At 65.9% G+C, this 20,122-nt stretch carries 18 protein-coding genes; 6 read left to right on the top strand and 12 right to left on the bottom strand.

The window, feature by feature from the left end:
- Positions 1 to 6 precede the first annotated feature (6 nt).
- Positions 7 to 897: a phosphotransferase gene (locus tag ACZ6S0_RS45375; RefSeq protein ID WP_465925903.1), complete on the top strand. Its 891-nt coding sequence runs from the start codon at positions 7 to 9 to the stop codon at positions 895 to 897.
- Between the two features lie 179 nt (positions 898 to 1,076).
- Here the strand turns inward: ACZ6S0_RS45375 and ACZ6S0_RS45370 are convergent, their stop codons facing one another.
- A complete protein-coding gene (locus tag ACZ6S0_RS45370; RefSeq protein WP_465925901.1) occupies positions 1,077 to 1,835 on the bottom strand; it encodes an SDR family oxidoreductase in 759 nt (252 codons plus the stop codon).
- Between the two features lie 36 nt (positions 1,836 to 1,871).
- On the bottom strand, positions 1,872 to 2,741 hold the full coding sequence (locus tag ACZ6S0_RS45365; RefSeq protein WP_465925899.1) for a hypothetical protein: 870 nt from the start codon (positions 2,739 to 2,741) through the stop codon (positions 1,872 to 1,874).
- Positions 2,742 to 2,931: 190 nt separating this feature from the next.
- Between ACZ6S0_RS45365 and ACZ6S0_RS45360 the strand changes: the two genes are divergently transcribed.
- Positions 2,932 to 3,963: a terpene synthase family protein gene (locus ACZ6S0_RS45360; RefSeq protein ID WP_465925897.1), complete on the top strand. Its 1,032-nt coding sequence runs from the start codon at positions 2,932 to 2,934 to the stop codon at positions 3,961 to 3,963.
- Here the strand turns inward: ACZ6S0_RS45360 and ACZ6S0_RS45355 are convergent.
- Positions 3,894 to 6,032 carry an ATP-binding protein gene (locus ACZ6S0_RS45355; RefSeq protein ID WP_465925895.1) on the bottom strand — a complete coding sequence of 713 codons (2,139 nt, stop codon included), beginning with the start codon at positions 6,030 to 6,032 and terminating at the stop codon, positions 3,894 to 3,896. The two genes, ACZ6S0_RS45360 and ACZ6S0_RS45355, sit on opposite strands and share 70 nt — an antisense overlap.
- A 185-nt stretch (positions 6,033 to 6,217) precedes the next feature.
- Between ACZ6S0_RS45355 and ACZ6S0_RS45350 the strand changes: the two genes are divergently transcribed.
- From ACZ6S0_RS45350 to ACZ6S0_RS45335, 4 genes are all read left to right on the top strand, one after another.
- The gene (locus ACZ6S0_RS45350) at positions 6,218 to 6,670 is read left to right on the top strand and encodes a hypothetical protein (RefSeq protein ID WP_465925893.1); all 453 of its coding nucleotides are present in this window, start codon (positions 6,218 to 6,220) and stop codon (positions 6,668 to 6,670) included.
- A 308-nt stretch (positions 6,671 to 6,978) separates the two neighbouring features.
- Complete coding sequence (locus ACZ6S0_RS45345; protein WP_465925891.1) at positions 6,979 to 8,304, top strand: helix-turn-helix domain-containing protein; 1,326 nt, start codon at positions 6,979 to 6,981, stop codon at positions 8,302 to 8,304.
- A 60-nt stretch (positions 8,305 to 8,364) separates the two neighbouring features.
- Positions 8,365 to 9,165, top strand: a complete 801-nt coding sequence (locus ACZ6S0_RS45340) for an SAM-dependent methyltransferase (RefSeq protein ID WP_465925889.1) — start codon at positions 8,365 to 8,367, stop codon at positions 9,163 to 9,165.
- Between the two features lie 122 nt (positions 9,166 to 9,287).
- Positions 9,288 to 10,460: a cytochrome P450 gene (locus tag ACZ6S0_RS45335; protein WP_465925887.1), complete on the top strand. Its 1,173-nt coding sequence runs from the start codon at positions 9,288 to 9,290 to the stop codon at positions 10,458 to 10,460.
- Positions 10,461 to 10,651: 191 nt separating this feature from the next.
- Here ACZ6S0_RS45335 and ACZ6S0_RS45330 read toward each other — a convergent pair whose 3' ends face one another.
- The 9 genes from ACZ6S0_RS45330 to ACZ6S0_RS45290 all read right to left on the bottom strand — a co-directional run bounded on the left by ACZ6S0_RS45330 (position 10,652) and on the right by ACZ6S0_RS45290 (position 20,077).
- The gene (locus tag ACZ6S0_RS45330; protein WP_465925885.1) at positions 10,652 to 11,860 is read right to left on the bottom strand and encodes a DUF1173 family protein; all 1,209 of its coding nucleotides are present in this window, start codon (positions 11,858 to 11,860) and stop codon (positions 10,652 to 10,654) included.
- A 126-nt stretch (positions 11,861 to 11,986) separates the two neighbouring features.
- On the bottom strand, positions 11,987 to 13,456 hold the full coding sequence (locus ACZ6S0_RS45325) for a hypothetical protein (protein ID WP_465925883.1): 1,470 nt from the start codon (positions 13,454 to 13,456) through the stop codon (positions 11,987 to 11,989).
- Between the two features lie 159 nt (positions 13,457 to 13,615).
- Entirely contained in the window at positions 13,616 to 14,278 is a 663-nt protein-coding gene (locus ACZ6S0_RS45320) for an isochorismatase family protein (protein ID WP_465925881.1), read from the bottom strand.
- A gap of 38 nt (positions 14,279 to 14,316) precedes the next feature.
- On the bottom strand, positions 14,317 to 15,474 hold the full coding sequence (locus ACZ6S0_RS45315) for an isochorismate synthase (RefSeq protein WP_465925879.1): 1,158 nt from the start codon (positions 15,472 to 15,474) through the stop codon (positions 14,317 to 14,319).
- Between the two features lie 53 nt (positions 15,475 to 15,527).
- Positions 15,528 to 16,295, bottom strand: a complete 768-nt coding sequence (locus ACZ6S0_RS45310) for an SDR family oxidoreductase (RefSeq protein ID WP_465925877.1) — start codon at positions 16,293 to 16,295, stop codon at positions 15,528 to 15,530.
- A 347-nt stretch (positions 16,296 to 16,642) separates the two neighbouring features.
- Positions 16,643 to 17,563 carry a spermine/spermidine synthase domain-containing protein gene (locus ACZ6S0_RS45305; protein WP_465925875.1) on the bottom strand — a complete coding sequence of 307 codons (921 nt, stop codon included), beginning with the start codon at positions 17,561 to 17,563 and terminating at the stop codon, positions 16,643 to 16,645.
- The gene (gene speD / locus ACZ6S0_RS45300; protein WP_465925873.1) at positions 17,560 to 18,012 is read right to left on the bottom strand and encodes an adenosylmethionine decarboxylase; all 453 of its coding nucleotides are present in this window, start codon (positions 18,010 to 18,012) and stop codon (positions 17,560 to 17,562) included. The genes ACZ6S0_RS45305 and speD overlap by 4 nt, the downstream gene beginning before the upstream one ends.
- The gene (locus ACZ6S0_RS45295) at positions 18,009 to 19,097 is read right to left on the bottom strand and encodes a type III PLP-dependent enzyme (RefSeq protein ID WP_465925871.1); all 1,089 of its coding nucleotides are present in this window, start codon (positions 19,095 to 19,097) and stop codon (positions 18,009 to 18,011) included. The genes speD and ACZ6S0_RS45295 overlap by 4 nt, the downstream gene beginning before the upstream one ends.
- A gap of 80 nt (positions 19,098 to 19,177) precedes the next feature.
- The gene (locus ACZ6S0_RS45290; RefSeq protein ID WP_465925869.1) at positions 19,178 to 20,077 is read right to left on the bottom strand and encodes an aspartate/glutamate racemase family protein; all 900 of its coding nucleotides are present in this window, start codon (positions 20,075 to 20,077) and stop codon (positions 19,178 to 19,180) included.
- Between the last annotated feature and the right edge of the window lie 45 nt (positions 20,078 to 20,122).

Genomic DNA, 20,122 nt, shown 5'->3' with positions numbered 1-20,122 from the left:
GCCAGCATGGGTCGCCTGGTTGATCAGCTGCACAGCCTCTTGAATCGCGCGGCAGCTCAGCTCAATCTCAATATCGATGACGCCGAGTTGATCCGCCTGCACAGCAACGCCCTCTTCAAACTCGCCACTGCCGGGGTGGTCGTACGAATCCCTACCAGGACCGGCTCCGCCGACAATGTGGACGCCTCGTTGCGGGTGACACGATGGCTACACAGCCAGGGCTTCCCGTGTGTGGAGCCCGCCGATCTTGAACTGCCACTCATCCTCGACGGCCACGTGGTATCGGTTTGGAAGTATCTCGATGTAACAGGCGCGCCCTCGCCGACCGGGGGCGAACTGGGCACGCTCTTGCGTGATTTGCACCTTCGGCCCGGTCCCGCGGGATTGCGTCGATTTGGCGATCCACTCGCCAGTATCTCGCGGGCTGTGCAGGAGCACCGTTTCACTGGCCGTGATTGGCTGCTCCTGCGTGTCAACGCGATGCGGGCACGGTGGCAAGAAATCGACTGGCAGCGGCCGCCTGCTCTTATCCACGGGGATGCACACCCCGGCAACGTGTTGCGGCTTGTCGACGGCCAGTTCGTGCTCGGTGATTGGGACCATACCGCAATCGGTCCACCGGAATGGGATTTGGTCCAGTTGCACTACTTCCACCGTCGATTCGGGTACTCCTCTGACCACCTGGACGACCTCGCCACAGCTTACGGCTGGGAGCTTCGCGACTGGCCAGGCCACGACGATCTGATCACCATGAGAGAGCTGCACGGCCTGAGCCCCTACATCCGTACAGCCGCTGCCAAATCAAGTGCAGGCGAGGAATTGGCCTACCGAATTGAGACTCTCCGGAAGGGAGACCGAATCGCTCGCTGGAACTCGACTACCCGCGGCGGTACTTGATTCGGTGTTCCTGAAGACGTGGCGGGATGAAGGCCTGCGTAACACATGCTTCAGCCGTGTGCGACGCCAGGGCCCAGACTGTGGGGCGTCTGCCAAAGGTCTTCTTGGGTCCGAGGCCATTCGTAAAGCTGGCCGTGAGAGGTGGCTGTGGCGGATCGTCCGGGGCGAGATGCACCGCGTTAGAGCCTCATGCCGGCGCTGATGACATAGTCGGCTCCGGTGATACATGTTGCCCGATCGCTGAGCAGGAACACGACGACCGAGGCGACTTCTGCTGGGCTCACCATGCGACCAACCGTCATGCCCAGGTTGCCGGGAAGCGCGGAGAAGAACGTGTCCAGGCTCATGCCATTCGCTGCTGCCGCGTTCTGCCACATTGCGGTGGCGGTTGGGGCCGGTGAGACGGTATTGCTTCGTACGCCCATGGCTCCGTGCTGCGCGGCAATGCTTTCGCTGAAGCTGACGAGGGCATTCTTGGCTTCCCGGTAACCTATGGGGCTCTTGCTTCCGGGCAAGCGAGGCGCCAGTCCCGCAATGTGAACCATTGCTCCACGTCGCTTGATCAGGCTGGGCAGGAGTACGTTCGCCGTGCGGATCGCGCTTCCAAGGTTGATGTCGATGGCTGTGCGCCAACGCTCCGCATCTTGGGTAACGCCGTCGTGCGAGCGGGCTATGTCGACGCTGCCGACGCTGTTTACCCAGAAGTCAATGTCACCAAGAATTTCGTGTGCTCGGGTGGCGAGAAGCGCAGCCCCATCTGACTGTGCAACGTCAGCTAAGACGGATTCAACGCCCAGCGACTGCAAGTCATCGCTACCGTGGCGCGAGACGGCGACCACATTTACTCCTTCCGCAAGGAGTTCTTTGACGACGGCCAGTCCTATCCCTCGGCTACCGCCGGTGACCACGGCGTTCCTGCCTCTGAGGTCCAGTTCCATAAGATTCCTCCACGGGCGATTAGCTGGTGATGGAGATCATAAGACATATGCATGCTTAAGGGACCGGCTATCGATGTAGCAACTTGTGGCGAGAATAAGCGCGGCGGTATGTCCGTGACTGTGGCCAAGCACCAGTGAGAGAACGGCCCATTCCACCATGCGCAGTTCCTCGGGGTGTTGGGCAAAGTGCGCGACTGGCGCCTGTCCGTAGAACTGAAGCCCTGAGCATTGCTGATCGGCCAGTTGAGGAGGAAGCGCACTGCGGTAAGCGTCGGACAGTTCTTCAAGGTTCCACATTGCGTTGAGTGGCTCTTGCCGGGCTATCCGAATCCTGGTGAGCCCCGCAGCCTTATCCGCCCTGGTTTGGTGTGCAAGAAGTTCGAGCGGGAGTCCGCGTTCTTCGATGGCCTGGCGTAGCCCCCATGCGCTGGGTTCTGCCTCGTCGCCAAGGAGCCTGGTGAAGTCAGCCCTGCTCACCACGGCCTCCGCGTACGGCAGCCAACCGTTCATGACCGCATGGATGGGCCATGCCTGCCATTGTGTGTCGGCAGGAAGGGCATCCGCGAGCCTGAGGTGAACGTCGGATCCCGGCGGCTCAGCGAACAGGCGATTCCAGGCTGAGCACATGGCAACCTCGGGCATTGCAATTTCGTCCCACGCATCAATGCAAACGCCATTGATCATGGCGCAGTAGGGGACGAGACGATAACTCTGCCGACCGACGAGGCCATAGCGTTCCGGTCCGCGGTAAAGTCCATGCGGAATTCTGCCGTCCGTCACATCTCCCGTCGGCTTCGCGCCCTGAGCTTCTGCAGAGTGCCATGCCTGCGGGATCGGGGGATCTTCGCGGTGGATCCATTCGTCACGAGTTGATGCGCCAGGAGGGGTCGGAGAAGAGCGCAGCATGCCATCTCTCCTTTGAGGTAGCGACTCGCTGGGACCGAACTGTCAAGGGATGATGCCATTACCTTGTCGGACGAGACGATCACCTGTCAACAAGTTGACAGGTGATCGTTTACGCTTTTCACTCAAGGGAGGTGAACGTTCGGCGGAACCGCGTGGCCGGTCCCGCCCTGGTATCCAGAGAGGTGTTAAAGTGGCGCCGGAAGCTGATCACCGCAGCGTAGTTCGCCCCCTGCTCAGCAGCCCCTTTCCCGTCTACGTCAGTCCCTTCGCCGCACAGGTACAGGCCGGAACCAACTCGTGGATTGATCATTACGGTGTACTCAGCGCTGGACAAATGAGCCGCTTCACGCAGGCGGCCTATGGGCAATTGGCCGCCCGCTGCTATCCATTCGCCGACCAGCAACTCCTCCAGCTGGCCAGCGACTGGTGCGGCTTCCTGTTCGCCATCGACGACACTCTCTATGAGGATGCGCCAGATGCCGCCCACGCGATCTGGACCACACCCGAGTTCTTTCGGGCCTTGTCGGGGGACACCACCCACCTGCACGGATTCGCGGCAGCTCTCGCCGACATCTCATCGCGCATCGCCGCGGTCACGAACGCCGAGCACCTCGCCCGCTGGCGCACGGCAACGATGGAGTATCTCTATGCCCAGGCGTGGGAGGCCGCCAACCGCGAGCGGCTCGCGGTGCCGTCGATGTCCGACTACGTGGTCATGCGACGCGTCACCGGTGCCATGCATACGGTCTACGCCCTCATCCCCGTGACGAACCAGCTCCCTCTGCCCGTTCAGTGGTGGTTAGACGATGATGTACGCACTATCGAGCAGGCAGCGGTAGACGCCGTCGTCTATGACAACGACATCATCAGCTACGCCAAGGAAGCCTCTTCCAGCAACGCCATGAACAACCTGGTGAGTGTGCTCGTCGCGCATGCGGACAACTCCGTGCCACAAGCGCTTCAGCAGGCGGCCCGCATGCGCGACGATGCCGTCGCCCAGGTGATCGATCTCGGCCAGTTGCTCGAGGCTCATGAGGACGCCGCTCTATCAGCGTTCGTACAGGGCCTGCGTACATGGATCAGCGGTGCACTGGATTACTCCCTGGACAGCTCCCGTTACAGGATCTCACGTTCGCTCGCCGGCCGTGGTGCTCAGCGAGCGGTGCCTTCCAGCACGTCAGCCGCGATGACGGTGGAATCTCCCGAGTCACCCACCGCATAGTCGATGGCCGCCAGGAGGCTCATCTCGGCTCCGTGCTTCCACGCATCCCGGTAGGCCTCTTTCCCCAGGAGGTTGGTGACTTCTTCGGCGCAGCGGGCGTGGGCATCAGCGAAGGCCGGGCTTCCCATGAGCGGCAGGCCGTAGGATCGCCAGTTGACATCGGCGGCTCCTTGCAGGACGGCTGCCATCTTGGCCGGCCAACCTGCTTCGACCACGGCTTGAGAGAGGGCTTCAAGGCACAAGACGATCCCGAGGACATCGCGGAAATGCCTCTTGATGCGCAGTGCCGTTTGAAGTGCTGTGATGGCCTCCGGAATGTTCCCTAGGGCTCGATGCGCCAGTGCCTGCACATAGTGAGCGTAAGAACGCAACCATGATTCGCCATTGGCCCTGCAGCGCGCCAGGCACTCGGCCAGCAGTGGCAGTGCTCGTTCCGGTTCCCCGCTCATAACGACGACCAGAGCGAGTTCCACGATGGCCGGCAGAAGGCCGGGATTGAGACGGTTCGGCTCTGCGCGCAAATGTTGCAGTGCCTGGCCAAGATAGGTCGCTGCGGCGGACAGGTCACCGCCGAGGAACGCAGAGGTACCGAGCATCTTGGTAGCGATGGCGATAGCCTCGGGGGCCCCCACATCCAGCGCCTCAGCACGGCATCGACTCGCCGCGGCGGCGGCCTTGGTGAGATCACCTTGAGCATTGGCCAGATACGCCTCGGCCCACAGCGTTTTGCAGCGAGCTGGCGACGGAGACGGGGAGGCGTCCAAAGCGCGTTGCAGCCAGTGGCGACCTTCAGCGGAGAAGCCACATGCCACCCAGAGGAACCACAAGCTGCCCGCCAGATCCAGGCCGTGGCCGACCTCGGCAGGGTCGCGGAGGCTCCAGTCGAGTGCGGAGCGCAAGTTGGGAAGTTCTTGGCGCATCCGTTCGAACCAAAACACCTGCTTGGGTCCCGACCACGCGGCCTCGCCGCGCCGGGCGAGTGCGAGGAAGTAGTCGCGATGACGCCTTTGCAGTCTGTCGGTCTCACCCAGTTCGGCCAGCCACATGGCACCGTAGTCTCGTAGTGTGTCGAGTAAACGCCAGCGGGCCGGTTTGTGCTCCTCTTGGCGCACGACAATGGACTTGTAGACCAGGCCATCGAGCAGCGTCGGAATCTGCTGGTCCGACAGTTCGGCACCGGAGCAGATCTCCCGGACGGCTTGAAGATCGAAGTCTCCGGAGAACGCGGAGAGACGAGCCCAGAGAAGTCTCTCCGCCGGCCCCAGCAGTTCGTGGCTCCAGCCGATAGCGGTATGTAGCGTCTGATGCCGCTGTGCGCCCGCGCTATCGATCAAGGGGGTTGCATCGAGCGCGCTGACGCGCCTCAGGAGTTGCCCAACGGATAGGTGACGCAGTTGCCCAGCCGCCAGCTCTAGCGCCAGCGGAACGCCGTCGAGGCGCCGGCACAGGTCAGCAATCTCTGATCGGTTGTGGGGCCCCAGTTCGAATGACGGACAGGCCCGCTGCGCTCGCGCGGCGAACAACTGCACCGCTTCGCTCACACGAGCGTTGCCTGAGGCCGCAGGGGTCTGGGTAGACATCGGTGGGATCTGGAACACCCTCTCCCGAACGTGTCCCAGGGGGATCCGGCTCGTGGTCATGACCTGCAGGTGGGGGGCTTCCTCCAAAAGTTCGCCGACCAAGTGCCGCACCGGCTCGCGAAGATGCTCGCAGGTGTCCAAGATCAGCAGGAGCTGCTTGTCCCTCAATGCCTCGGCCAATACCACACGCTCATCTCGGGCGGAGACATCAGCGAGTTCCAGCGCGGCGGTAACGGCACTGATCAGCATCACAGGGTCGCCCAAGGCCGACAGGTCAGCGAGCCATACCCCGTCCGGATAGTCCGCCGCTGCCCAACGTCCCACCTCGATGGCCAGACGTGTCTTACCTACTCCCCCGCTACCACAAACGCTTACCCACCGCGACTCTCCCAACGCCCGAGCGAGTCGCACACACAACTCGTTGCGGCCGACGAATTCTGTTACCTGTTCGGGGAGATTGCCCTCACGGCGGTAACGCAGCGCGCCCATAGCGGCTCCTTTTGCGTGGTGGGGCTGTCAGTGACTTTGGGACCGCGGACAAGCTGTGACTGCCGGGGAGGTGGATCAGTTGGTGTGACGCGGCACGGCAACAGCACAGATAGATCCCCGTGATCCACTAGTGAGATCTTCGGAGGCGTTGTAAATTGCGATGAACGCTTGGGAGGTGCACCCCGATGCCGGAAGGGCAGCCGAATGCCCGAATCGCGCGCTGGTTGAAGCGTCGTATGCGTCACGACGGGCCAGTTGATGAGCGCATGACCACGCGGGACGTGGAGCGCCTCTGCAACGAGCGGGTGGGCTACGGACCTTCGCGCACGACGATTGCCCGCCTCATCGATCCCAGCTGGCCGAAGAGTGTCTCGCTCGAACAGACCATCCTCCCCATCGCGATGGCTTTCGAGTGCTCTCCGGTCGAGATTGAGCAGCAACTGGGGATCACGCTCAGCGACTCCGCGAAACTGATGCTGGAGGGAGGTCGCATCGAAGGTCTCCGCCAAGCGGCGTTGTGGATGGCTCAACTGCCGGACAAGGATCGGAAAGCCATTTTCGCGACGATCGAGGAGGCAACCGCTCGCGGTGCCACGAGCACGCCCCAGGTTGACACCGGGACTCAAGCACCCGCCTAAGGTCGCTGGTCCCTTGGCCTCTGTCGCAGGCGTACCGAACGCACTGGGCGGATCTGTGTCCGGGCGCGTGTGCCGGGAGGCGCATCTGGCCTCAATACCAAGCGTCGCATACGTCACCTGCTGGACTCCCCCAGAGGCCACTCCGCAGAGCGGAATGCCGGTCAGTGAGTATCGGTACTTCAGTTCAACACGATTGGGCTCGATTTGATCGCGCTGAGCGACATTTGTCAACTCGTAGCGTTCGGTGTTCACTGGCAGATGTCCTTGATGACCTGAACGGGCTCAAGAGGGGGCGGAGAAGGAGCGCTATGGCCACCATGGGGAAACGCTTCAAGCAGGCGATGCACGACCGCAGGTTCACCTATGCCACCTTCGTGCAGGCACTTACGGAAGAGGGCTTTCCCGTTACGCGCGGCTACATCGCGGGGATATGCAATGGGTCGAGGCCCAATCCTCATATCGACTTGCTCAAGGCGGCGGCGCGGGTGCTTGATGTCTCGCTCGGCTGGCTCGTCGGCGAGGGTGTCGCGCGAGAAAGGCGGCAAGCTTCCTCGGAAGAGGCCGCACCTGCCGGTGGCGCGGTGATGGCACAGTATGAGCAACTCCCCCAGCGTACCCAGCAGGCCATCGCCCACATGGTGCAACTGGCGCACACCGCTGAGGCCGTCGGGCGGCGTAGCTCTCCAGCGGACCGTCGCGCCCTTGTGGGCGGTGACGCGGCGGACACCACCGCTGGTGGAACCCATCCCTTCACTGCCTTCCAAGTCGAACAGGCACATCACGCTCCGAAGGAAACCAGCAATCTCATAGGCCAGCGACTGCGAGCCCTGCGGGAGGAGGCAGATGTCTCGACGTCCATGGCCGCGGAACATCTCGGCCAAGCGGAAGAGGCTCTTCACGCGATCGAGGCCGGAGAACGGACCGCATCCGAGCTGGAACTGAGTGGTCTGCTCACCTGTTACGGCGTGACCAACACCGACCACCGGCACCTGTTCTTCGAGGTAGCCCGAGGAGAGCACGATCACGCGTGGTGGCTCGACCGTTACTTCACCTCCATGCCGCTTTGGACTTCCACCATGATGGCCGCCGAATCGAACGCGGATGTCATCAAGGGTTACGCGGCTGAGGGGATTCCCCCTCTTCTGCAAACCGAGCAGCAGGCAAGGGCGGCGCGACGGGCGGCCCATCACCCCACGAACGCCCCGCGAGAGGTAGAGCTTGCTGTCCAAATCGTCTTGGAACGTCAAATCAGACCGATCGAGCAGCAGTCGGCCCTGCTGTGGTTCATTGTGCGTTCGTCAGCATTGCTGGATATGCCGGGCAGCCGAGAGGTGCGGGTCGACCAGATAAGCCATCTCATCGATTTGACAAAACGGCCAAACGTTGCGCTACGGGTTATCAACCTCGATGGCGAACGCTATTGCCCTCGTGGTGGTTCCTTCACGATCCATCAGCAGTACGGCCGGCCGAATCTTATATGCTTAGCCGGGCTAGTTGAGGATCAGTTATTCAGCGATCCAGCCAAGGGCGATCCATACCTTATAGCGCATATCCGGCTCGATGCATCCGCAGTACCTAAAGAACAGACCGTTGAAACGCTCGTCAGCATTCGAAACAGGATCGCCGCATTATAGCCGTACATGCGGGCCGACAGACATGCCTTTATTCACGTATATCGATACGGAGGGAGCAACATGGCCGAAGCAGTATCGCCGCTGCCGTGGATCAGAGCAAGCGCCGCCCGGATGTACGACGCCGCTCTGGACGGAATCAACAACAGTCAGGCAGACCGCGACGCTGTTGCCAGGATCTCGAACACCACCCCGTACTACGTGCCCACCATCAAGCAAAACCGCAAGTGGCTCGGCCGGGCTGTACATTTCCTCACCAGACAAGGAGTGCGACAGTTCCTCGACATCGGCACGGGTTTGCCCACGCAGAGCAACGTTCACGAGGTCGCCGGGGGAGCCAAGGTCGTCTATGTGGACAACGATCGGGAAGTGATCGCGCACGCGCAGAACTTGATGGCCGGCACCGACCGTGTCCGCATTGTCGAGGGCGACGCCCGTAAACCCGGCGACATCCTGGATCACCCCTATGTAGCCGAGTTTCTCGATAAGCGCGAACCGATCGGGCTGCTCATGATCGGGCTGCTCCATTTTATCCCAGCCACCGACGGCGTCTACGATTTGACCACCCGCTTCAAGGCTGCCATGCCGCCCGGTAGCTACTTCGCTCTCACGCACGGCACGTCGGACGGATTCAAACAGGAGTGGAACGCAGCGGTACGCGAAGAGTACAAAACTGCGCAGAATCGACCCCACATGCGGACGTACGAGGAGATCGAGCCCTTTTTCGATGGCTGCGACCTTGTTCCTCCTGGGCTGGTCAACGTTATGCACTGGTGGCCAGACGAAGCCGATGGTGACGTCCCACCTGAGCACATCGGACTTTACGGCGGGATCGGCCGGATCCGCTTCACTGGAAATATGTAACGCCCACTCACCCTCGCTCGCCTTCTTTTTCGAGCCAAGGACGCTAAAGGTTTCACTCTGAGTCGGGCCGTGAAAGCGGCCAACCATTGAAGTTTACTGCCGATAGAGGTGAGCGCTTCGTAATGTTCTATAATCCTAACGACCCGGAACTCCAGATCAATCCATACCCAGTCTACGAACGGTTACGTAACGAGCAGCCGCTCTATCGCAATCCCGACCTCGATTTCTGGACGCTATCTAGACATGCTGATGTAGCAGCAGCCTGGCGTAATACTGTGCTCTATTCTTCCGACCATGGACCAGCGCTTGAGCAATGGGGGTCAGACGCATCTGCCACGATGGGATTCGTCGCCATGGACCCACCGATGCACACAGATATGCGACGGTTGATTTCGTATGCGTTCACTCCCAGCCGCGTCAGCAGCCTCGAACCCTTCATTCGACAACTCACCCGCAGTCGCCTCGAACGTGCTTTGGAACACGCCTCCTTTGACTTCGTAGAGTTCGCCGCCACGATCCCCGTAGATGTCATCTCAGAACTCATCGGCGTGCCGACCAGTGATAGGGTCCGATTGCTGCACCTCAGCCAGCAAATCATGAACCGCGACGATGTTCGCGGCAGACTCACTCCAGCAGTCATCCAGGCAAACATTGAACTGGCAAACTACTACGCCGCCCTCGTCGCAGAACGGCGACTCAGCCCGCGCGAGGACCTCATGTCCGCTCTGCTACAGGCCGAGATCGAGGGCAAGCGACTGTCAGATCGTGAGATTGTCGCGACGCTGATGCTCCTCGGGGTCGCTGGTAACGAAACCACCATTCGGTTGCTCGGCACCGCGTGGCGGTGTGCCTGGGAGCATCCGTCCCAGCGAGCAAGGGTATGGTCAGGTCACATCAAGATCGGTGCGTGGGTCGAAGAGACTCTTAGGTACGAAGGGCCAAGCCAATACACCGCCAGGCGAGTCACACGCCCTGTGGAATGGTACGGCACAGCGATCCCAGCCAACTCGCGCCTTCTCCTGGCCATCGCTGCCTCCAACCGGGATGAAGGAGTCTTTCCCGAGGCTCACCGCTTCGACATGCGTCGCGACACCTCGAAGACGCTTGCGTTCGGCCTCGGCCCCCACTTCTGTCTTGGGGCCTCACTGGCCCGACTCGAGGCCGTGATCATCCTCGAAGAACTCGTCCGTGTCGTGACAGACGACTACGACCTTGACATGACGCACGCGTCTTGGACCACCAGTCCGAATGTCCGCGGGCATGCACACCTGCCAACCACGATCAAGCCCCGCTGAGACGTGCCGTCGGCCGCGCGGTGCCCGACACGCATCCGCCGCTTGCCTCGCCGGAACGGCTTCTGTTCGCACCGAATACTCAGCCCCGGCTCATCCCCCGTCTTACCGTCGAGCGGCGCACCGCAGAGCCGTCGCTCAGCGGTTGAAGTACGCGACGGGCTTGAGCGCCAAGCCGGTGACCTCGCCAGGGATCAGTGACGGGAAAGGTTCGGGACAGGATTCGTGGTCTCCCACTCGAGTACTGGTATCCCCGCGGCGGCATAGTAGGCCCGTTTGGCGCGTTTGCGCTGTTCGTAGGCTTGCATGCCGCGGACGCCATAGACTTCGACGCACACTCGGGGTTCTGTGTCGACCAGGATGAAGTCCGGTAGAACTGCGTCGCTGTCGAATCTCATCGGTTTGACGAATTCGCGACCGGCCGCGACTAGGTGATCGGCCATGCGGACCTCGTAACTGGAGTCCCCTGGCAGATAGAGCCGGTTGGTCAGCATCACCCCCATGTCGACCACGCGGAGGTAGCCGCGGGTGGTGCACTCGATGACGGCCAGCGCGATCTGGCGTGCGGAGTCGGGCCGCGCTTGGGAGAAGGCGGCACGGTAGGACTGCCGGACCCGGTTCATCAGGTGTTCGTCGGTGAACAGTGGGTCGCGCTGGTGACGCAGGACGAGGCGGTGTCCGTACGCGGTTGTCTGGACCGTTTTGAGCTCGCCCAGGATCAGACCTCGGCGCACGGCTCCCTTGGTGGATGCGCCAAGCGTGCTGCGGAAGCGGGCGAAGGCTTCTGCCGCGGCCGTCGCGGTCTTGGGTCTGTACGGCGGCACGACGTGCAAGACCGTGTTCAGGGGTAGGTCGTTGACGGCGCACGTGGAGATTTCGCGTTGCAGGGCGTGGTAGCACTGCACCCATGTTCTGCGTTGTTCTGGTCTTCGCCACTCGGCCAGTTCGGCCGCCTGCCACAGCAGGTGCAAGAGTCCCAGGAGGCTGACGGCCCGGCGGCGTCCCGACGCCGTGGTGCTCACTGGCCCAGGCGCCGGTTCCGCTCGGCCTGGGCGCAGCCGGAGAGGAACGGCCAGGCGGACCCTGGTGCCCTCATCGGTGTCGTCAAGGGCTGCGCGGGTGTACGCCGTTCGCCCGGAGTCGGCTGTGATCTTGTGGAAGTCGCAACTGGTGGCATGTCCGTCGCCTTCACCGGGCCAGCCGGCCAGGTGATAGCGGCCGCGTCGGGCGCGGATGACCAGGCGCTTGGGTGGGTCAGTGCACAGGCACAGGGCATGCCCGGCGCGGGCCTTGGCCGCTGCGAAGAGGTGAGCAAACCGGGCGGGGTTTCGTCGCAGGCTCGCCAGGGGCAGCCGCTGTCCAGCCAGTTCCACCTGGGCGGGGGACGGCGTGGGCGACGACACGTGGATGTCCTTCCGTTTCGGGAGGCTTGCGCGGGGGGAGCGGACCGTTCTGCGCTGCTCAGCGCCCGGCCGAGATCACGTAGTGCGAGCCGGTGTCGGTGTTGCGGGTGAGGGTGGCGCTTGTCCTCAGGGAGTTGACAGAGGCGTGTACAGCGTTGTGGCGAGGTCGGCGAGGTCGACGCGGTGGCCCTGCGAATCGAGGGCGTGACGTCCTGGGTCGTGAGCGTAGAGGTTGTGATGAACCTGTCCTGATTCGTCCGCGACCCAGATTTTGGGGAGCGGGTTCACCCCGAGCAGTCGGCCGAACGTCATCGGATCCGGTGCCCGGCTCAGCAGGCGGGCGTACTGGCTGGCGTGGCGGAGGATCTTGTGTTCGATGGGGTTGTCCAGCATGATCACCAGCGAGGGTGGGGCGTCGGGGTGGTGCTGCGCCGCCTGAAGCGCGGTGGCGGCGTAGCTCAGGTAGGCCAGGTCGCTCGGGCTGTCGGGCCGGGCGAGGTCGATCAGCCGCCGCCAGAGCGGGGATTGGCCGGCCGCCAGGTCGACGATGTGTGACCAGGCTGGGAGGTGGCCGGCTGTGAGTTGGCGCAGCATGTAGGCGGCGACGTTCGCCATCTGCGGACGGGTGTCGGCGGGTATGGGTCGGCTTTTCGGGGGCAGGGCCTGCTGCAGGCGCTGCTGGAGCAGGCCCGCGACCCGGGTGTGACGCTCGGACACCCACGGGTCGCACCACTCCTTCAGCAGCCGGACCGGCAGATCGCCGTTGTAGGCCTGCTGGAGCAGGTGCAGCATCGTGGCCGCGCATGGCACGTCGATGATCTGGCGTATGGGCACCTGGCGCGGCAGGCTGGCGAGCAGAGCGGTGCGTGCGCTGGCCAGGCGCAGCGTGCTCTCCTCCTCCTGCAGGGTGAGGCGATCATCGATGCTCAGGCGTGTGACGCGGGGGACGCGCTGTCGGCGTCGCGCGTGCGCGACGGGCACGGCGCCGTCAGGTGAAACGAGGAGAGCGGCACTAGCGCTGAAGAGGCACACGCCCGACACCACGAGTACTTCGCCGACGTCCTCGATGCCGTTCGGCGGCGGAGTCCCGCCGACGAACACGTGCTGGGCGGGGCCTGCGCCGGTGGTGAGGGCGGTGTAGGGGGTGATCTTGCCGCTGCCGGGGCGCAGGTCGTGCTCGCACAGCACCTCACCCGTCAGGGCCGCGGTGGGCGCCGGATGGCCCAGGGTCGCCAAGAGGCGGGCAAGCCGGTCGACACCGCGCTGTATCGGCCGTTGCCAGGAGGATCTGGATCCGGTCGTGTCCGCCAGGGTGGTCTGACTCCATTGGCGGGTGAGGCCGCCCGGCGTGACGTCGCTCGCGGCAAGGTCGATAGTACGCAGCAGCGGCAGCCGCGATCGCCGGCTGGTGCCGGGCTGGGGTGGTTGTACGAGGTAGAGCGGGGTGGCCTGCCCGTCGGCTGCTCCGGGGTGGGGTGGTGGCGGGGTGGCGCTGGCTGGGGAGGAGATGGCGGGTTCGGTGGACGGGGTGCGGGTGTCGAGCGGGCTGTGGGTGTGCTGGTGCGGTTGGGTGGGTGCGGGCAGGCTGATGGTCACGGAGGGTGGCTCTTTCTCTAGGCTCGGGCGGGGCTGCTGCAGGTGGGAGGACGGCCGTCAGAGGGACGAGCGGGGCGGCTGGTCTCTCTGCGGGCACGCCGATGCCTGAGGGCGGCGGGCGGGTGTTGACGTCACGGTCTGCCGCCAGCGTCGTCGGCGTCAGGCGCGCAGGGCCTGGCGCTGCTGGGCGAGGGTGGTGATGATGTGTCGTGTGGTCAGGGTTCGACCCCAGTAGCGGGCGATGCTGGTCAGTGCCGTTTCGTGCTGCTGGTGGGTGAAGGCGGCCACGCCGTCGGCGACCACGAAGGGCTGGATGTCGCGCATCATCGCGTCCTGGGCGGTGGCCTGGATGCCGATGTCGGCGTAGACGCCGCCGATGATCAGCTGGTCGCGGCCGAGGTCGGCCAGCAGGGCAGCGAGCGTGGTGTCGTGGAAGGCGCTGGGGCGTCTCTTGGTGATCACGTGGTCGTCGAGGTGGGGGGCGAGCGCGTCCGGGATGGAGGACTCGGCGATGGTGAGTCCGAGTCCCCAGAAGTCGGTCAGCAGGCCGCGTTCGGCGCGGGTCTGGGCGCCCGGCTGGCGGCTGTAGATCACGGGGATGCGCTGGTCGGGGATGTGGTGTTCGGCGCACGCTGCGCGCAGCGCTACCAGGTTGGACATCAGGTCGGCCAGTGGTGAGGCGTCCGGCTGGTACGGCTGCAGGAAGTAGTCCTGCATGTCGTGGATGAGCAGGGCGGCGCGGTGGCGGTCCAGGCTCCAGCCGACGGTGCCGTCGGTGGGGCAGCCGGGCATGGGATAGGCGGGAATGGCGGGCAGCGACATGGTGATCTCCTCAGAGGGAAGAAGGACGGGCCAGAGGCTTAGAGGGCGTGCAGGGCGCGCAGCATGGTCACGAATTTGGCGGTGGTTTCGGCCAGTTCGCGGTCGGGGTCGGAGTCGGCGACGATGCCGGAGCCGGCGTACAGGCGCAGTCGGCGCTCGTCGAGTTGGATGGCGCAGCGCAGCGCGAGTGCCCATTCGCCGTCGCCGCTGGCGTCTTGCCAGCCGACGAGGCCGGCGTAGTAGTCGCGCTCGACGCCGATGCCGTGTTCCAGTTCGGCGATGGCCTGGCGGGCGGTCGCGGTGGGGGTGCCGCACACGGCGGGGGTGGGGTGCAGGGCGGCGGCCAGTTCCAGCGAGGTGGTGTCGGGATGGGCGAGTTCGCCGTGGATGGGGGTGGCCAGGTGCCACATGGTGGAGGTGCTGAGGAGTTCTGGTTGGGCGGGGACGTGCAGGCGCGAGCAGTGGGGTGCGAGTGCGTCGGCTACGGCCTCGACGACGAGCCGGTGCTCCTTTTTGTCTTTGACGGAGGTGAGCAGGTGCTCTGCGGCGGTGCGGTCGGCGCCGCGGTGGGGGTGGCGGGCGGCGGATCCGGCCAGCGGGGTGCTGGAGACGCTGCGGCCACGGCGCGCGATGAGCAGTTCGGGGCTGGCGCCGAGGAGGGTGCGGTCGGCGCCGGTGGGGAGGGCGAAGATGTAGCGGCCGCGGCCGCCGAGGTGGATCAGCAGGTTGCTCTGGCCGAAGGGATGAGGGCTGGTGACGGTCAGGGTGCGGGCGAGCACGATCTTTTCGGCGTCGCCGGCGAGGATGCGTTCGCGCGCGGCGTGCACTGCCTTGAGGTAGTCCTTTTCCGATGGCGTGGGGCTGATGTCCCAGGTGGGGCCGCGACCGCAGCGGAAGCACTGCTGCACGGGCAGTGGGGCATGTTCGGTGAGGTGTTCGGGCAGGGTCAGCCGGCAGGTGGTGCCGTCGAAGCTGATGGCACCGAGGGCCAGGGCGGCGCCGGTGTCGGCGAGTTGCGCGGCGGCGTGGTCTGGCAGGCGTGTCAGGGGGACGCCGGTGAGGGTGGGGCCGCCGCGGGCGAGCAGGGTGCGCTCGGGGGTGGACAGCAGCGCATCGCCCGGACGGTAGTCCGCGATCGGGGGCGCGACGTACCCGTGCACCAGGGGTGCCTTGGGCGGGAAGAGTAAGGGGGACACTTTTCTCCTTCGGCGCCCAGCGGGTTCGGGCTGTGCGCGGTGTGGCGGGATCATTAGCGGAGGCTGGCGCCGCCGTCGACGAACAGGGTGTGCAGGGTGGTGTGGCGGGCTGCGTCGGAGGCCAGGAACAGCACGGCCTGCGCGACGTCGCCCGGCTGGGCCAGGCGTCCGAGTGGGATGCCGATGCGGTACTGGCTGGGCGTGCCGGCGATGGCCTGGGCGGGGTCGTGCACGGCGCGCAGCATGGCCGTGTCGGTGGAACCGGGGCAGACGATGTTGCAACGGATGCCGTGCGCGGCTACCTCCAGGCCGAGGCAGCGGGTGAAGGTGATGGCGGCGGCCTTGGCCGCGGCGTAGGCGGCCATCCGGGTGCGGGGTACCTGGGCGGCGTCGGAGGCGACCGTGACGATGGCGCCGCTTCCTCGAGGGATCATGGCGCGAGCCACGGCGCGCGAGAGGTAGAAGACGTGGTCGGCGTTGGCGGTGAACATCTCCCGCCAGTGCTGGTCGGTGTGGTCGAGCACGGCTGCGGTGTGCAGGCGGCCGGCCACGTGCACGCAGATGCCGATCGGGCCGACCTCCTGCTCCACGGCGGTGACCAGGTCCGCGGCGGCGGCTGGGTCGCTCATGTCGGCCAGGTGCGGTGCGACGCCGGGCACGGCCGCGGCCAGTTCCTCCAACGCCGGCCGGTCGGTGTCGACCGCGACCACGGTGGCTCCGGCTGCCGTCAGCAGTCGGCTGACAGCCGAGCCGATACCGCCGGCGGCACCGGTCACGATGGCGATCTTTCCGCTGACGCCGGGCACAACGGCATCGGCCATGGGCTTCTCCAAGGGGGGTGGGGGGCGGACGGCTGGGAGCCGCTCGAGCGCGCCGACGTCGGCGCGCGGTTTCGGTGTTCTCCTCAGCCGCCTGCGCCCGGGGAGGAGGGGTCGCGCGTGCGGCCCCGCCTGGACGGCGTCCAGCCGCAGGCGGGCACTGAGGTCAGGGGCCGGTCAGCGCGCTGCGGGAGGCGATGGCGCCTCCTGCGGGCGGGTGTCTGTCGGGGCTGCGCGGTCGGGCTCGGCGGGCTGCGCGGCTTTGCGGGCTTGTACCTCCCGGGCGGCCGCGGCGATCCGAGTGGCCAGCGCTCTGTTGGCGCGCCCGTTCCTGATCATGCCGATCCCCATCACCGCTCCTGCGTGATGGGGAGCGCGGGCAGCCCCAGCACCGCGGAGCGCAGGTGGAACGGGAGGATGGTGGCGCTCGCGGTGCTGACCACGTCCATCGTCTTCGGGCGCTTGGGCAGGGTGGACAGGCGGCGCTGGAGACGCGTGGACAGCGGGCTGTCGCCATGGTGCGGCGAGCCGCTGAGGAAGGCCCATTCCTGCTCCCACGCGCCGTAGAACAGCACGCTTTCGAACTGGTCGTGGAAGCGGGTCAACGCCTGCCGGAGGGTGTCTTGCCGCCACAGCGCGGGCGCCCCCGCGTGGGTGCTGACCACACCGCCCGGTGCCAGGATCGTCTTGCAGGCGTCCAGGAACTGCGTCGCGTACAGGCGGTTGTGCTGGGCATCGCTGCCGTCCTCGTCCGGCACGTCGATCACGATGACGTCGTAGAGGGTTCGCTCTCGTCGCTTGTCCTGCACGAAGGTGTGCCCGTCCTCGACGTACAGTCGCAGGCGGCCGTCTGCGGCGAGCCCGGCCAGCGCGGCGTCGACGTCAGCGGGGGTGTAACCGTAGGGCAGGTGCTGGGCGCACGCGTGGACGCATTGGAGGTCGATGTCGACGTGGTCGACGCGGGCGGCGCCCGCGTCGAGGGCGAGTTGCGAGGCGACGCCCTCGCTGCTGCCGATGATGAGCACCCGGTCCAAGGCGGGGGCAAGCGCCAGAGGCGGCAGCATGAGCGCCTCGTGGTAGGTCTGCTGGGGCAGTTCGCAGCTTTGGCGCTCCATCGCTTCCTCGGTGGCGCCGCAGAACAGGGCCATGCCCTGCGCGGTGCGGCCGATGAGAAGGTGCTGGTAGCGGGTCGTCTCCTCGTACACGAGTTCGTCGATCGTCCACGTGCGGGTCAGGCCCGGCGACAGCGTCTCGGTCACGTAGCGGGTCATGCGCTCTGCCTTCCGGTCAGGGGATGGGGGGACTCAGCGGTGCTGCAGTGACGGGCCGCGCGCGAGGGCATACCTCGATCGATCACGATGACGCTCTGCTGGGTGGGCTGGAGCTCGTCCATCAAGATGCGGAGCGCCTTGCGGGGATCGGCGGTTTGCCCGCACGTCATCACGTCGAAGAAGCAGGCGCCCCCCTCGACGGCATCGTGCTCGGGGCTGGTGTGGAGGGCGGCGTGCGACTCCGACAGCGTCGCCGTCACGGTCACCCCCTGCCCGGGGAAGCGGTGGCTCTCGATGTGCAGCACGGTGGCGTTGGCTTCGGTCAGTGCCTTGTCCAGCAGGCGGTGGAGGTGTTCGGCGTCATTGAGCACGGCAGGTTCGATGCCGTACAGGTCGGCCAGCACGTGATGGGCCCGGAACTCAAAGGCTGTCGGTGTGGGGGCGTTCACGAGGAGTTCCCTTCGGCGAGGGCGGAGTCGACAACACGCGTGGCGAGGGGCGGCAGTCCGTTGAAGCAGATCGAGGCGTAGCTGGCGGTGTAGGCGCCGGTGCAGCCGATGCGGACCCGGTCGCCGGCGCGCAGGGCGAGCGGCAGCGCGGGGCGGTGACGGTGGTAGCACACGTCGTCGCCGTCGGCGGTGGGCCCTGCCACGATGACCGGCCCGAGCGGCCCTGCCACGTCTGGCGCGTGCATCGGGTAGACGATCGCCTCGTCTTCGGTTTCGGCCAGGCCCCCGTACCGGCCGATGTCCAGGTACACCCATCTGCCGTCCCTGCGCTGGGTGACCTGCACGACTTCGCACTCGATCACTCCGGCGGTGGCGGCGACGGCCCGGCCCGGCTCCAGGACGAGTTGCGGCGTGCTGCCGCCGAAATGCCGTTCCAGGCTGCGGCAGATAGCGGTGGCGTACCGGCTCAGGGCGGGCACCGGCTGGGTGTAGGCCGCGGGCAAGCCACCGCCCACATTCAGGAACGGCAGAGGCCTGCCGAACTCGCGGTAGATCCGGGCGGCGACCGCGATGGGGTGCTCCCACGCGTGGACGTTGAGTTGCTGGGAGCCCACGTGGCAGCTGAGCCCGACCGGGACCAGCCCGGCGCGGGCCGCCTGCCGCAGCAGGTCTGCTGCCTGCTCCGGGTCGCATCCGAACTTGCGGCCGAACGGAGCGACCGAGCCGGCGTTGTCGACTCTCAGCCGGACGAACACGGACGCCCCGGGCGCGGCGAGGGAGAGCTTGTCGATTTCGTTGGCGCTGTCGGCCGTGAACAGCGTGACACCCGCCTCATGGGCCGCTGTGATGTCGGCGGCCTTCTTGATCGTGGTGGTGTAGGACAGGTCCTCGCCGCGGGCGCCTGCCGCCAGCGCCGCGCGAACCTCGCCGAGCGAGGCGACGTCGAGACGGCAGCCGACGGCCACCAGCGCGGCCAGGACTTCGGGGGCGGGGTTGGCCTTGACGGCGTAGTACACCAGCGCGTCCTCAGGGAAGGCCGCGCGGATGGCCTGATGGTTGTGCCGGATCTGTTGCAGATCGATCACCAGGAACGGTGTGTCGACACCGTGCGGTGCCGCGATGGCTGGGTGCGCGTTCAGCTGCGTCGAAGAGGTCGCCGTCGGGTTCACCGTGGTCCTTCCAGGGGAGCGAGGGCGAGATCGGCGGGCGTGCCTGGCCAACGGGCGGGCTGGAGGTGCTGACAGGGGCGAGCGGCGGGCTCCGACAGCGGCGGGTGGGCCTGCTGTCGTAGCGGCGGCGGTTCGGCGTGCCCGACGACAGGGTGGGGCGCGGATCTCGTACACCCGGCCCCGGGGCGGGCGCTGACGCCGAGGGTGCCCAGCCGGTGCAGATGTTCGGCGGTGGCGACGGCCAGGCCGAGCGGATCGATCAGGGGCAGCCCGGCCAGCTCACGCACGCCGAGGTGCACCAGGATCTCGTGAGGGATACCGCCTGTGGTGATCAGCCACTGCGCCCCCGCGGCTGCCGCCCGGGCAGCGGCCGCGGCGTAGGCGTGCACCAGTGGGGCGAAGTCCTCGGCGAGCGCGCGCTCCACGAGCGCGGTGCCCTCGGGGATGGCCTGGTAGCAGGCCACTTCCGCGCCCGCCGCGTAGATGTCGGTGATGATCGGCTCGCTCAGCGCGTTGCTGTGACCGAGCACGCCGAGGCGATGGTGGCTGGTGCGGGCCAGGTGCCATGCGGTCTGGCCACAGCCCACGGCCAGGATGCGGGTGCGCCAGGTGGCGGCGGCCAGGCCGGGGTCTTGTCCGGCCGCGCTGATCCAGGCGTCGTAGCCGTGCCGCTCGGCGGCCGCCGCCGACGCGGCGAAGTAGTCGTTGCATGGGGGCCCGTTCTGGCCGCAGCCGACGAGGTGTTCGGGTGAGTGGGCGGTGTAGGTGTCCGGCGGCAGCGCATGGATGTCGATCATGGTGCCGGGTCCGGCGACGGCACCGACGTGTTCGGCGTAGACCTTGTCGATCCAGGGCACGAGCCCTTGCACGGTGTGTCGTTGAAGCCAGATGCGCATCGGTGTGCCCTATCGGTGGGAGGTGGCGTCTCGCGGACAGGCATG

Source organism: Nonomuraea sp. NPDC051298, assembly GCF_055586305.1.
The sequence above is the reverse complement of the archived record's forward strand: the minus strand, read 5'-3'. Positions and strand labels throughout refer to the sequence as shown.

Bases quoted from the DNA above. Each gene is read 5' to 3' on its own strand.
- ACZ6S0_RS45370 (WP_465925901.1), bottom strand. From the start codon at position 1,835: ATGGAACTGGACCTCAGAGGCAGGAACGCCGTGGTCACCGGCGGTAGC.
- ACZ6S0_RS45335 (WP_465925887.1), top strand. From the start codon at position 9,288: ATGTTCTATAATCCTAACGACCCGGAACTCCAGATCAATCCATACCCA.
- ACZ6S0_RS45350 (WP_465925893.1), top strand. From the start codon at position 6,218: ATGCCGGAAGGGCAGCCGAATGCCCGAATCGCGCGCTGGTTGAAGCGT.
- ACZ6S0_RS45305 (WP_465925875.1), bottom strand. From the start codon at position 17,563: ATGACCCGCTACGTGACCGAGACGCTGTCGCCGGGCCTGACCCGCACG.
- ACZ6S0_RS45375 (WP_465925903.1), top strand. From the start codon at position 7: ATGGGTCGCCTGGTTGATCAGCTGCACAGCCTCTTGAATCGCGCGGCA.
- ACZ6S0_RS45355 (WP_465925895.1), bottom strand. From the start codon at position 6,032: ATGGGCGCGCTGCGTTACCGCCGTGAGGGCAATCTCCCCGAACAGGTA.
- ACZ6S0_RS45290 (WP_465925869.1), bottom strand. From the start codon at position 20,077: ATGCGCATCTGGCTTCAACGACACACCGTGCAAGGGCTCGTGCCCTGG.
- ACZ6S0_RS45345 (WP_465925891.1), top strand. From the start codon at position 6,979: ATGGCCACCATGGGGAAACGCTTCAAGCAGGCGATGCACGACCGCAGG.
- ACZ6S0_RS45365 (WP_465925899.1), bottom strand. From the start codon at position 2,741: ATGCTGCGCTCTTCTCCGACCCCTCCTGGCGCATCAACTCGTGACGAA.
- ACZ6S0_RS45310 (WP_465925877.1), bottom strand. From the start codon at position 16,295: ATGGCCGATGCCGTTGTGCCCGGCGTCAGCGGAAAGATCGCCATCGTG.
- ACZ6S0_RS45320 (WP_465925881.1), bottom strand. From the start codon at position 14,278: ATGTCGCTGCCCGCCATTCCCGCCTATCCCATGCCCGGCTGCCCCACC.
- ACZ6S0_RS45340 (WP_465925889.1), top strand. From the start codon at position 8,365: ATGGCCGAAGCAGTATCGCCGCTGCCGTGGATCAGAGCAAGCGCCGCC.